11 protein-coding genes are annotated in these 12731 nt (G+C 59.2%); 9 read left to right on the top strand and 2 right to left on the bottom strand.

Going from position 1 to position 12731, the window contains the following annotated elements:
• Positions 1–2: 2 nt before the first annotated feature.
• From Q2T52_RS09520 to Q2T52_RS09510, 3 genes are all read left to right on the top strand, one after another.
• Positions 3–1154, top strand: a complete 1152-nt coding sequence (locus Q2T52_RS09520) for a M24 family metallopeptidase (protein WP_302076478.1) — start codon at positions 3–5, stop codon at positions 1152–1154.
• A 73-nt stretch (positions 1155–1227) separates the two neighbouring features.
• Positions 1228–2019: a hypothetical protein gene (locus tag Q2T52_RS09515; protein ID WP_436799516.1), complete on the top strand. Its 792-nt coding sequence runs from the start codon at positions 1228–1230 to the stop codon at positions 2017–2019.
• A 124-nt stretch (positions 2020–2143) separates the two neighbouring features.
• Entirely contained in the window at positions 2144–3076 is a 933-nt protein-coding gene (locus tag Q2T52_RS09510) for a ribose-phosphate pyrophosphokinase (RefSeq protein WP_302076477.1), read from the top strand.
• An 83-nt stretch (positions 3077–3159) separates the two neighbouring features.
• Here the strand turns inward: Q2T52_RS09510 and Q2T52_RS09505 are convergent, their stop codons facing one another.
• On the bottom strand, positions 3160–5226 hold the full coding sequence (locus tag Q2T52_RS09505) for a putative bifunctional diguanylate cyclase/phosphodiesterase (RefSeq protein WP_302076476.1): 2067 nt from the start codon (positions 5224–5226) through the stop codon (positions 3160–3162).
• A 278-nt stretch (positions 5227–5504) separates the two neighbouring features.
• Between Q2T52_RS09505 and Q2T52_RS09500 the strand changes: the two genes are divergently transcribed.
• The 5 genes from Q2T52_RS09500 (at position 5505) to Q2T52_RS09480 (ending at position 10775) form a co-directional block, all read left to right on the top strand.
• A complete protein-coding gene (locus tag Q2T52_RS09500; RefSeq protein WP_302076475.1) occupies positions 5505–6101 on the top strand; it encodes a 50S ribosomal protein L25/general stress protein Ctc in 597 nt (198 codons plus the stop codon).
• 282 nt (positions 6102–6383) lie between these two features.
• Entirely contained in the window at positions 6384–8759 is a 2376-nt protein-coding gene (locus tag Q2T52_RS09495; protein ID WP_302076474.1) for a putative bifunctional diguanylate cyclase/phosphodiesterase, read from the top strand.
• Positions 8760–8803: 44 nt separating this feature from the next.
• Complete coding sequence (locus tag Q2T52_RS09490; protein ID WP_302076473.1) at positions 8804–9526, top strand: substrate-binding periplasmic protein; 723 nt, start codon at positions 8804–8806, stop codon at positions 9524–9526.
• A gap of 59 nt (positions 9527–9585) precedes the next feature.
• A complete protein-coding gene (gene pth / locus Q2T52_RS09485) occupies positions 9586–10323 on the top strand; it encodes an aminoacyl-tRNA hydrolase (RefSeq protein ID WP_302076472.1) in 738 nt (245 codons plus the stop codon).
• Positions 10323–10775, top strand: coding sequence for a GNAT family N-acetyltransferase (locus Q2T52_RS09480; protein WP_302076471.1), 453 nt, complete (start codon positions 10323–10325; stop codon positions 10773–10775). The genes pth and Q2T52_RS09480 overlap by 1 nt, the downstream gene beginning before the upstream one ends.
• Positions 10776–10777: 2 nt before the next feature.
• On the opposite strand, the gene clpS is transcribed toward Q2T52_RS09480, so the two are convergent.
• Positions 10778–11086 carry an ATP-dependent Clp protease adapter ClpS gene (gene clpS / locus Q2T52_RS09475; RefSeq protein ID WP_302076470.1) on the bottom strand — a complete coding sequence of 103 codons (309 nt, stop codon included), beginning with the start codon at positions 11084–11086 and terminating at the stop codon, positions 10778–10780.
• Positions 11087–11552: 466 nt separating this feature from the next.
• On the opposite strand from clpS, the gene ychF reads away from it, so the two are divergent.
• Positions 11553–12656, top strand: coding sequence for a redox-regulated ATPase YchF (ychF, locus tag Q2T52_RS09470; RefSeq protein WP_302076469.1), 1104 nt, complete (start codon positions 11553–11555; stop codon positions 12654–12656).
• Positions 12657–12731: the final 75 nt, after the last annotated feature.

Genomic DNA, 12731 nt, shown 5'->3' with positions numbered 1-12731 from the left:
CCATGGCACTTCATTTCGATCGTAGCGAATATGCGCCCCGCCTCACGCGCCTTCAGGAGGCCATGCAGGCCGAAAAGCTGGACGCCATGCTGCTGTTTGCCCAGGAGAGCATGTACTGGCTGACGGGTTACGACACCTTCGGATACTGCTTCTTCCAATGCCTGGTCGTGAAGGCCGATGGCACCATGGCGCTTTTGACCCGTTCGGCCGATCTTCGGCAGGCTCGCCACACCTCTATTGTTGAGAACATCCATATCTGGGTCGACCGGGCCAATGCGGATCCGACAATGGATTTGAAAGAACTGCTCAGCGAGATGGACCTGCTGGGCTGCAAGCTCGGCGTGGAATACGACACGCACGGCATGACCGGCCGCATCGCCCGCCTGCTCGACAACCAGCTCGCCACTTTTGGCGAACTCAGCGATGCGTCCTACCTCGTCGGGCGGCTGCGCCTCATCAAGAGCCCAGCAGAGATCGCCCATGTGGAACGCGCGGCCGCCCTGGCAGACGATGCGCTGGAAGCAGCACTGCCCCTGATCAAGGCTGGCGGCAACGAGGCCGACATTCTGGCCGCCATGCAAGGTGCCGTCTTTGCCGGCGGCGGCGATTATCCGGCAAACGAGTTCATCATTGGCTCCGGTGTCGATGCCCTGCTCTGCCGCTACAAGGCTGGACGGCGCATCCTCGACGCGCAGGATCAGCTGACCCTGGAATGGGCAGGCGCCAGTGCGCACTATCATGCAGCGATGATGCGCACCGTCGTCATCGGAGAACCGTCTGCCCGCCATCGCGAACTTTACGCCGCCTGCCGGGAAGCCATTTTGGGCATCGAAGAGGTTTTGCGCCCCGGCAACACCTTCGGCGACGTGTTCGCCACCCACGCACGCGTTCTGGATGAACGCGGCCTGACACGGCACCGGCTGAACGCCTGCGGCTATTCGCTGGGTGCCCGCTTCTCACCGTCCTGGATGGAACAGCAAATGTTCCATGCCAGCAATCCGCAGGAGATCCTGCCCGACATGTCGCTCTTCGTGCACATGATCATCATGGATTCCGATACGGGAACGGCCATGACGCTCGGCCACACCTATCTCACGACATCGGACGCACCCAAGCCCTTGTCCCGCATAGAACTTGACCTTATTGCCCGCTAGCTGTCCCGATTTGACATAGGCTTGCAACCACCCGTAATCTCCTGAGCATTGCATCGAGAGAATGGGAGACGAGATGCGAGGCTTGCTACCCGCTGCTTTGCCGGCCTTGTTGGCTCTCGCGCTTCTGACAGGTTGCAATACCACTGATGCGCTGACACCGCCGATGGATGTCGGCGGTGGGACACGTCCCTCTCCGCCTATCACGCAGGCGGATGCGAATAGGTTGGCCGCCTCCCCGTCCCCGGATACCGGTTACGGCGCCTATCAGAGCGCACCGCTTCCGCCCGTCTCCTCATCGACAATGCCGGGCGGCACACTGGAGGAACAGGCCCGCGCCGTCGATCAGGGACGCAGTTCTCCGGTGGCATCAGCGCCGCTTCCCGGCATGGCACAAAACGCCCAGAACTTCCCGGCGGCTCCAGCGCCACCCGGCCAGACAACGGCACCCGTGCAGCCCACCGCCCCCGCACAAACGCAGCAGCCGACAGCTGCGGCATCCGGAGCCAGCATTCGCTTCCTGCCGATCATCGGGGCACCGGTGGAGGTTGTTGCTCCGCTCTCCAAACAGCTGGGCGCCTCGGCGAGAGCGAGCGGCCTGACCATTCGCGCCTCCACCGATAGCAGTGATCAGATCTTGAAGGGCTATCTGTCCGCCTTCGAGGACGAGGGACAGGTCACCGTTGTCTATGTATGGGATGTGCTGGATGGTGCCGGCCAACGGCTTCATCGCATCCAGGGGCAGGAGAAAATCCCAAGCAAAGGCGGCGATGACCCCTGGCGGTCGGTGCCCGCGCCAACCATGGAATTGATCGGTCAAAAGACGATTGCGGAGTTCAATCGGTGGCGCGAAACCAACAGCCGCTAACCATTCTGAGGGTTCGTTTGCAAAACCTTCACAAATTTTGCAGGTGCGGGAGCAAAACAGTCTTGCATTCGAGGCGATGGGCGGTAAAAGGCCCGCATCCAGCGCAAAAAACAGGCGGACCCCAATGAAGGTTTTCGCAGGGAATTCGAACCGGCATTTGGCCGACGCGATCTGTTCCTATCTTAATGTTCCAGTCGGAAAAGCCAGCGTCAGACGGTTTGCAGACCAGGAAATCTTCGTCGAGATCCAGGAAAACGTGCGCGGCGAAGACGTGTTCGTCGTCCAGTCGACGTCCTTCCCGGCCAATGACCACCTGATGGAACTGCTGATCATGATCGACGCCTTCCGTCGGTCGTCGGCACGCCGCATCACTGCGGTGCTCCCCTATTTCGGTTACGCCCGCCAGGACCGCAAGGCTGGCCCCCGTACGCCGATCTCTGCCAAGCTGGTGGCGAACCTGATCACCGAAGCAGGCGCCGACCGCGTTCTGACGCTCGACCTGCATGCCGGCCAGATCCAGGGCTTTTTCGATATTCCGACCGATAACCTGTTCGCGGTGCCGATCCTGGCCCGCGACATCAAGGATCACTACGACCTGAAGAACGTCATGGTCGTCTCGCCCGACGTCGGCGGCGTGGTTCGTGCACGTTCGCTCGCCAAGCGTCTCGACTGTCAGCTGGCGATCGTTGACAAGCGCCGCGAGCGCGCAGGCGAATCCGAAGTCATGAACGTGATCGGTGACGTCACCGGCAAGGACTGCATCCTGATCGACGACATCGTCGATTCCGGCGGCACGCTCTGCAACGCAGCCGAAGCGCTTCTGAAGAACGGTGCTACCAGCGTGACGGCCTATATCACGCACGGCGTTCTGTCGGGCGGCGCGGTTGCCCGCGTCAGTTCCTCGAAGCTGAAGGAGCTGGTCATTACGGACTCGATCCAGCCGACGACTGCCGTTCAATCTGCCCCGAATATCCGCGTTGTCTCGACGGCCGCCCTGCTCGGCGAAGCGATTAGCCGCACCGCGCTGGAATCCTCGGTCTCCAGCCTGTTCGACTGATACGCTCACCCACTTTGACAATAAGCGTTATCGCCGCATCTCATGGGACGCGGCGATTTTCGCTCTGCCTATGACGGAACCGGTCAGGCAACCTGCCCTAAAGGGCCGGCCTCCTCTGCCGCCCATGCAGGAACATCGATCAACGGGCGGATCGCGCTCAGCGGTACGGGCTTGCCGAAGAGATATCCCTGCACCTGCAGACAGCCTTCCCTCTTCAGAAAATCGATCTGGTCCTGACCTTCGACACCTTCGGCAAGAACGGGAATGTTGAGGCTCTGGGCCAGGATCAGCGTTGAACGGACAATCGCTGCCGACAAGGAATCCGTTGCCACATGCTCGACGAAGGAGCGATCGATCTTGATCTTGTCGAAGGGGAAATTCATCAGCGTCGAGAGAGAAGAATAGCCCGTGCCATAATCATCCATGGCAATCTTTACGCCGATTTCCTTCAACTGCTTCAGCACCACAAGGGCACGCCGCTGATCCTCAATGATACCGGATTCGGTAATTTCCAACTCAAGACGCTGTGCGTCCAGACCCGTTTCCGTCAGAATGCTCTTCACCTTGGCGGGAAAGGTCAGGTCAGCCAGCTGCTGCGCGGCGACGTTGACCGCAATACCAAGCGCGTTCGTCCAGCCTGCGGCCTCCCGGCATGCATTGCGCAACACCCATTCGCCTATCTCGTTGATCAGGCCGGTCCGTTCGGCAATCGGAATGAATTCCGCCGGCGATATACGTCCGCGCACCGGATGATTCCAGCGCAGCAAGGCTTCGAAGCCGATGGGCCTACCGGTCGCTGCCTCGTTCTGCACTTGATAGAACAGTTCGAACTCGTTGTTCTGCAAGCTGCTGCGCATGTCGATCGCCAAAGCATTGCGTTCACGCACCGCCTGGTCCATCGAAGGGTCGTAGAAGCAGATGGTATTGGGGGCCGTCGCTTTGGCGCGGTACATGGCCACGTCCGCCTGTGTCACGACATCATCCACGGACGAACCGTCATAGTCGAAGATGGCGATGCCGACACTGGAAGACACCGTGAACCGCTCAGCATTCCATTCGATCGGCCTGCCGATCTCGTTCACAATACGATGCGCAACCTGCAGCGCATCCTGGCGGGCAAAATAGTGGCGGCTGATGGCCACGAATTCGTCGCCGCCGATGCGCGCCAGGAATTCATTCGGCCGCGACACCGATGCCAGCCGCTCGCCGATCGCCTGTAGCACCGCATCGCCGGCAGCATGGCCATGCACGTCGTTGATTTCCTTGAAGCGGTTGAGATCGAAGGACAAGATCGCAACATTGCCCGGCTGGCCATTTTCACCGGCCTGAAGCGCGGCAAGTTCCTCCAGAAAGGCCGTTCGGTTGGGAAGTCCCGTCAGAGGGTCATGCAGCGACAGATGCCGGTAGCGGTCGACCGCAGCGCGATTGGTTTTTGCGTCGAGCAGATAGGTGCACGCGGCAAGCCCCAGCAGAACGAGCATGATGCCCAGCACACTGAAGCCCAGGATGATGGGTGAGAGCATGTCCGATGCGACTGTCTGCACAGGAGCGAGAACGATGTCGATGCCCGCCATGCCTGTGAAATGTGCCGAGGTGATCCCGAGCACCAGCGCCGCGGCACCACCATATCGGCAAAATCGCGTGACCGGGCGGATGATGCGGTTGGTGGTCAACGCGCCGAACAGCACCGCCATAAGGACCGAGGCTGCGACGTAGCGGTTGTCCCAAATGATGGTGCCCGACACCTTGTAGGCAGCCATGCCGACAAAATGCATTCCCGAAATGCCGAGCCCGACAATGGCGCCGCCAGCTTCCACAAGCATCGTGCGCTCTCCGTAGGCCGCAATGGCAAGCCCCGCGAAGCTGGACAGGACCGCGATCAGCAGCGAAAACAGCGTCAGCGAGGGCTCGTAGGCCGCCGCGCCGCCATTTTCATAGCCGAGCATCGCCATGAAATGCGTCGTCCAGATCACTGCGCCGCCGACGAAGCCTGTCAGGCCAAGCCACACCGCCTTTTCCGGACCGGTCGCCCTGATCGCGCGTGACAGCAGTCTGGCGGTCAACACCGAGCCCAGGATGCAGAGACCCGCCGCGACGATCACGAAGGCTGGGTTGTGATAGGTGACGAGGCAGGAGATGACATAAAGCATCGGAAAGGACCTGTTTGGACGCCAAGACATCTGCTCTACCAGCACTCTCCTGCTAAATGCTTGGGATGCTTGGTAAACGTCTTGACAATCGGAAAGCCCCAAAAGGCCGGCGCGCCATCGAAAGTATTGCCACAAGTGCGCAAGTATATTATAGCGCTCCCGTCCGCGTAGACACCCTTGGAGGCAACGCGGATGAAGCGCATAGGATGATGCCCTTCCAATTCGCCCATGGCGCTATGCCAAAGCGGATTCTCCAAATAACCTCGAAAGGAAATGCCATGAGCCACGCAACGTACGAGCTCAAGGCCGAGGCGCGCGAACGGGTTGGTAAGGGGTCCTCCCGTGAACTTCGCCGCAACGGTTTCATTCCCGCTGTCATCTATGGTGACAAGCAGGCACCTCTTTCTATCGCTCTGTCCACCAACGAAGTGACAAAGCGCATCCATGCCGGTGGTTTCATGACCACGGTTGCGACCATCGTTCTGAACGGCGAAAAAATCTCCGTTCTGCCGAAGGACTACCAGCTGGACCCGGTTCGCGATTTCACGATGCATGTCGACTTCCTGCGCGTTTCCGCAGACAGCGAAGTCACGGTCGAGGTTCCGGTTCACTTCATTAACGAAGAGAAGTCCGGCATCAAGATCGGCGGCGTCCTGAACATCGTCCGTCACGAAGTGGAAATGCTGGTTCCCGCCAACGACATCCCGGAATTCATCACCGTGGACCTCGACGGCTTCAAGATCGGCGACAGCATCCACATCTCGCATGTGAAGCTGCCGAAGGGCGCAAAGCCGACCATCACCGACCGCGACTTCACGATCGCTACGATCGTTGCTCCGGCTGGCGGCACCACCGAAGAAGCCGCTGCCGAATAATCGGCGCGACATCATTTCCGAATTGATAGAACCCGCCTTAACCGGCGGGTTTTTTCATGTCTGCGTCGCGGCACCTGTTTCATTTTCGTTCATCTTAACCGCGAGAACTCAACCCACCACACCCCGCAGAGAACCCTGGTTCAGCAATGTTTAATGAATGAATGAAACGATCCCTTCCAACGAACAGAGAATTGATAATGTCTGCGGTAGAACTGCTGCATCATTCCGGCAGCAATTGTGAGGTTCTGTCGCGGCTGACACAGGGACGTAAACGAGTATCCGATGACTCATTCAGTCGAGAGTCGTTTCATCGCGATCATATCCGGCGCACTTCTCATTGTTGTGGCGCCGCTTTTTACGTTGTTTCTCGCTCTGTCCTCGCAGCAGGCATCGGAAAGCCTCAAAGATCACATCGAAATTCTGATGGCTGCCAACACCCAGGCGCTGGCTAAGCCACTTTGGGATCTGGATGTCGACAGCATCAGGCAGATCACCGGCACGCTCATCAACGAAAAGGGTATCCGGGTCATCCGCGTGGTGGATAGTCTCGCAAAGCTTGACCTGACCGAAAGCAGCCTGCGTGACGCCTCGGAAGATCTCGACACAATGAGCAAGCCGATCCTGTACCGTTCCGGGGACAGGACGCGGCATATCGGCACCATCACCGTGCAGTTCACCAGGATCGGGCTATTCTCGGCGCTGAACCGGATGGAACTTGCCTTCGTCTCGATCTTCATCGTCGCAATTTTGACCGTCTTCGGTACCGCAATCATCGGCAACCGTATCATGGTGATGAAGCCGCTGCTGCGCCTGACCGCCGCCATTGAGGCGACACGGCGCCTCGGCTCCCGCCACCATGTTGACTGGCGCTCGACCGACGAAATGGGGCGTCTCGCCAAAAGCTTCAATGAGATGCAGATCCAGCTCGAACGGGAAGAGCGGGAACTGAAACGGGCGCACCAGCAGACGACGGAAATCTACAACCTGACGCCGGCCATGCTGTTTTCGCTCGACGAGAACGACCTGATCTGGGCCGTCAGCGATTATTGGCTTCTGGCCACGGGCTTCAAGCGCAAGGACGTCGTGGGCAAGCCGTTCGTCGATCTGATCTTCCCGGCCGATCGTGCCCTGTACATCAATCGCAAGAAGGCCGACAACCACGCCAGCACGGCTCGCGAGGTCACCGTCCGCTTCCTCTGCGAAGACGGGCGGATCATGGACGTCCTCATTCTCGAAACCGACCTGAAATCGGAAGGGGCGGACCTGCCGGCATCGCTGAGCGTCATGACCGATGTGACGGAACTCAAGCAGTCCGAACAGCGCAATCGCCGCCAGGCCATTTCCGACCACCTGACCGGACTTCTGAACCGACAGGGTTTTGAAGGCATGCTCGATGAAAAGATCATCGAAGCCGATGCCGCCTCAACGGAACTTGCCTGCCTTTACATCGACCTTGACCGCTTCAAGACCATCAATGACACGCTCGGCCATGCCGCTGGCGATGCCGTGCTCTGCCAGTTCGTGGAACGCGTGAAGCCCTTGATCCGTCAAACCGATGCCGCGTCGCGCCTTGGCGGGGACGAGTTCGCCCTTCTCATTACCGGAGAGGGTGCCGCTCGCCGGGCTGACGAGCTCTGCCAGAAGATCGTGGATATCTTCGATATGCCCTTCAAGGCGAACGGTACGGGCGTGCGGCTCAGCGCCAGCATCGGTCTCGCGCTCTACCCCAACCATGCCTCCAGTGCCGCCGAGCTTCTGCAGAAGTCGGACATGGCGATGTATGCCCGCAAACGCGATGGCAAGAACGGCGCCAACGTCTATGACGAAACCATTCTCGATCGTGCCCGCCAGCGCGCGGAAATCGAAAGCGATGTGGAAGTGGCGATCGCCGCCAACTGGTTCGAAGCGCATTTCCAACCGATCGTGAAAATCGGAAGCGGCGAGATCATCGGCTTTGAAGCCTTGATGCGCATGCGTCATCCCCGCAAGGGCCTCGTGTCACCGGCCGCCATCATCAGCGTAGCGGAAGAGACCGGAACGATTGACCAGATCGGCAACCTTATTCTGGAAGATGCTCTGGCAAACCTTGCCCAGCTGTCGCGCATTCCGGGAATGGAAAACACCTATGTGGCGGTCAACTTCTCGCCGCTGCAATTCGAACCGACGCTGCCGATGCGGCTTGCCGGGATGATGGCGAAGTACAATATCCTGCCGCATCGCCTGACGGTGGAAATCACCGAAGCCGTGCTGATGCACGACAATCCGGAAATTCGTACCATCATCAACGAGCTTCACAACTTCGGCTGTCGTCTGGCTCTTGATGACTTCGGTACCGGCTATTCTTCGCTCAGCTATCTCAGCCGCTTCCCTGTCGATATCGTGAAGATCGATCAATCCTTCGTTCGCTCGATTGGCGGTGACAACAGGGAACTGGAGCTCAAGAACCGCATGTTGATCGAGGGCATCGGCGCAATCTCGCACAAGATGAACTGTACCGTGATTGCCGAAGGTATCGAAACCGTAGACCAGCACCGGATTCTGCAGGACATCGGCATCGACTGCGGGCAAGGCTATCTGTTCTCCCGGCCGCGTAGTATAGTTGATTTGATGTCTGATCTTTCCGCTGCCGATCGGGATCTGGTCAAAGCCGCGGGTTAGGAACATGATGATTTAGCTTACGAACAACCGACCCGGGGGAGGAAATGAGGTCTCTTGTTCTTGCAGGCGCTTTTATCTTCGTCCAGTTCGGCACTGTTTCGGCAACAGAGCTGAAGTTGGTTACGCAGTCCTATCCGCCCTACTCGTTCCTGGGAGCCGACGGAACTCCCATCGGCGCCAGCGTCGAGGAGATGCAGTCGATACTTGTTGGAACAGACATCGCATATACGATGGAAATCGTACCATCGGCGCGAGCGCTTGCCTTGGCCGAGACCCTGGACCAATTCTGCTTCTTTGGCGCCGGGCGGCTTGCAGAACGCGAAACCCGTTTCAAGTGGGTTTCTCCGCTTTTTGCCGATGCGACTCTTTTGGTTGCAAACAGCCATACGAGTGTTCACCCCGCGACACTGGCCGACGCCAAGAGCATGACAATCGGGACGCAGCGAGATACGGCCATTGCGACCATCCTGCAAAATAGTGGTTTCAGGAGACTGGATCTCAGCAGCTCCTTCGAATTGACGCTGGCAAAGCTGATGGAAAGACGCATCGATCTGATGACGATACGGGCGGCGACCTATCGAAAGCTGAAACGGGAGTTTCAGCCTCTGCGCGCCGTCCTGACACTGACGGATCAGGAGTTCGGCATTGCCTGCAACAAGAACATTCCGGATAAGGTCATCGCCAAACTGCGTGCCGGATTGGATCGCATCCGCGCCGATGGCACAATGCGATCGATCTTCACGAAATATGGAATCGAGCCGGACTGAGTTGACTTGTCGTCCAATAGGGGGTTGAGAAACGCAACACCAACAGGACGAGGCTGCTCATGCTGATCATCGCCGGACTGGGCAATCCCGGAACCAAATACGCCGACAACAGGCACAATATCGGCTTCATGGCCGTGGACGCTTTGCAGCGCCTGCCCGGCTTTTCGCCATGGTCGAAAAAGTTCAAGGCGGACATTTCAGAAGGCGAGATCGCTGGCGAGAAGGTGCTGCTGATGAAGCCGCAGACCTTCATGAACCTGTCGGGCGAAGCGGTTGGCGAAGCCATGCGCTTCTACAAGCTCACCCCTGCCAATATCATCGCCATACACGACGAGCTGGATCTGCCGGCCGGCCGCACCCGCATCAAGACCGGCGGCGGCCATGGCGGCCACAATGGCCTGAAATCCATCGATGCCCACTGCGGCAAGGAGTATAGGCGGCTCCGCCTCGGCATCGGCCATCCCGGCTCCAAGGAACTGGTGCATAATCATGTGCTGGGCGATTTCGCCAAGGCCGACAAGGCCTGGCTGGAGCCGCTGCTGGACGCCATTGCTGACAACGCCGCAATGCTGGTGAAGGGAGAGGATTCCCAACTCATGAACAAGCTGGCGCTGGCTGTTGGTGCCAAGCCTGAGGCCGACAGCTCGAAGCCGCCCAAGGCTGCCGGCGCCGCAAAACCCGCCGGTCAGTCTCACATCCGCGCCGCGCGGAACTTCAAACAGCCCAAGGCTCTGCCCACGACCGGCCCCATGGCCGACATGCTGAAGCGCATGTTTGCCAAGAAGGATGAGGAGTGATGGGCGCACCAGCCGCAATTGTTCGGTCAGCCCGCCGCGAGGACTTGAGCGATCTGCTCTCCCTTTACCAGGAACTGAACCCGGCTGATCCGAGGCTGGACGACGAAGCGGCGTCCCGGACATTCGACGCTATGCTGGCCCAGCCGGGAATGCATGTATTCGTAGCGGAGGTGGATGGCCACGCCGTATCGACCGCAACCCTCATCATCGTGCCCAACCTGACGCGCTCCGCCCGCCCCTATGGGCTGATCGAGAATGTGGTGACGGCATCAAGCCATCGAAAACAGGGGCTCGGCCACGCGGTCATCCGCCACGCCATCAACTTCGGGTTGGCGGCCCACTGCTACAAGATCATGCTGCTGACAGGTCAGAAGGAAGAAAGCGTCCACCGCTTCTACCAGGCTTGCGGCTTCATCCAGAACAAGACGGGCTACCAGATCCGCAACGACTGAAATTACTCTTCCGGCTCGGTGGTGAACATCAGCGGAAAGCCGGCCTCCTTGGCAAGGTCAGTCGCTTCCTTCGCCTTGGTTTCCGCGACATCCTTGGTACAGACGACAACCACGCAGGACCCCAGCCGGTGCGCGGTCATCATCACCTTGTAGCCTTCGTCCTCGCTCATGCGGAACACGACCTTCAGCACCAGCGTCACAAATTCGCGCGGCGTATAATCGTCGTTGAGCAGGATGACCTTGTAGAGCTTAGGGCGCTCCACTTTGGGCTTCGTGACGGTTTTCGGTTTCAGGGTCGTATCATCGCTCATGGCGGCAGGTCTCCGAATGATACCTGGGACATCCCGTCTTTCGCGGACAGGCGAAGTTGCACATAGCAACAGTCCTGACGTTAGGATAGGCATGCAAAGGCCACACTGCAAGGGAATCGGCGGCGTAGAGCCTATCAGAGCTAAATGGAAACAGTTCTGTTGGCTCAGGCGAAGTCAGATGCGAGGAGAGCGGCGCGCGTCGTAGCCAACGCATACGGCCAAGTCGCTCGACAAAGCAGATGACTCGCCTCAGCCAACCCGAAGGGCCGGATCATTTTCCGCCATTATCTTCGGCTTTCGTCTCGACCGTACCTCGCAGGTATGCTCTTTGCCGAAAGCCTCGATTCTGACGAAAAATGCTTCCGGCAGAACGATTCCATTTAGCCCTGACAGGCTCTCCACTTGACCGCCTCGCCGCTTTCCCCCATAGCCAGACCAACTGAAAATCAAGGACAGGTGAACCCTTATGGGCTTCAAATGCGGTATCGTGGGCCTGCCGAATGTCGGCAAGTCGACCCTTTTCAACGCGCTGACCAAGACGGCAGCAGCGCAGGCGGCGAATTATCCCTTCTGCACCATCGAACCGAATACGGGCGAAGTGGCGGTTCCAGACCCGCGCATGCAGAAGCTGGCCGCGATTGCCGGCTCCAAGGAAATCATCCCGACGCGCATTTCCTTCGTGGACATCGCCGGCCTCGTGCGCGGCGCCTCCAAAGGTGAAGGCCTCGGCAACAAGTTCCTCGCCAACATTCGCGAAGTCGATGCGGTGGTGCATGTGCTGCGCTGCTTCGAGGATGACGACATCACCCACGTCGAAGGCCGCATCAACCCGGTCGGCGACGCCGATACCATCGAGACCGAGCTGATGCTCGCCGATCTCGAGAGCCTTGAGCGCCGCGTCGAGCAGACCCGCAAGCGCGCCACCGGCAAGGACAAGGATTCCATGGCGCAGCTTCCGATCATGGAAGCCGTCGTAAAGCTTCTGAACGAAGGCAAGCCTGCCCGCCTGCTTTTGAAGACGCTCGCCCCGGAAGAGATCGACATCCTGAAGGGCCTGAACCTGCTGACCTCGCATCCGGTTCTCTACGTCTGCAATGTCGCCGAAGCCGATGCCGTCAACGGCAACAAGCACACGGAAGCCGTCGCCGCCATGGCAAAGGAACAGGGTGCTGAATGCGTCATCATTTCCGCTGCGATCGAATCCGAAGTGGCGCAGCTGCCGGAAGAGGAAGCGAAGGAATTCCTGTCCGCGCTTGGTCTTGAGGAAGCCGGTCTCGACCGCCTAATCCGCGCCGGCTACCACCTGCTCGACCTCATCACCTACTTCACCGTGGGCCCCAAAGAATGCCGTGCCTGGACAATCGTCCGTGGCACCAAGGCACCGCAGGCCGCCGGCGTGATCCACACGGATTTCGAACGCGGCTTCATCCGCGCCGCCACCATCGCCTATCAGGACTTTGTCCAGTACAACGGCGAAGTGGGCGCCAAGGAAGCCGGCAAGGCACGTGACGAAGGCAAGGAATACGTGGTGCAGGACGGCGACGTCATCCACTTCCGCTTCAATACGTAAAACTGTGAGCGCCGGCGGGTAACCTTACACGGCGCTGTCCTTACTGATGGTGGTTCACCCCCTTCTGTCCTGCCG

The sequence above is a fragment of the Rhizobium oryzicola genome (genome assembly GCF_030504645.1).
Lineage (GTDB): Bacteria > Pseudomonadota > Alphaproteobacteria > Rhizobiales > Rhizobiaceae > Neorhizobium > Neorhizobium oryzicola.
This window is presented reverse-complemented; position numbering and strand designations above follow the sequence as displayed.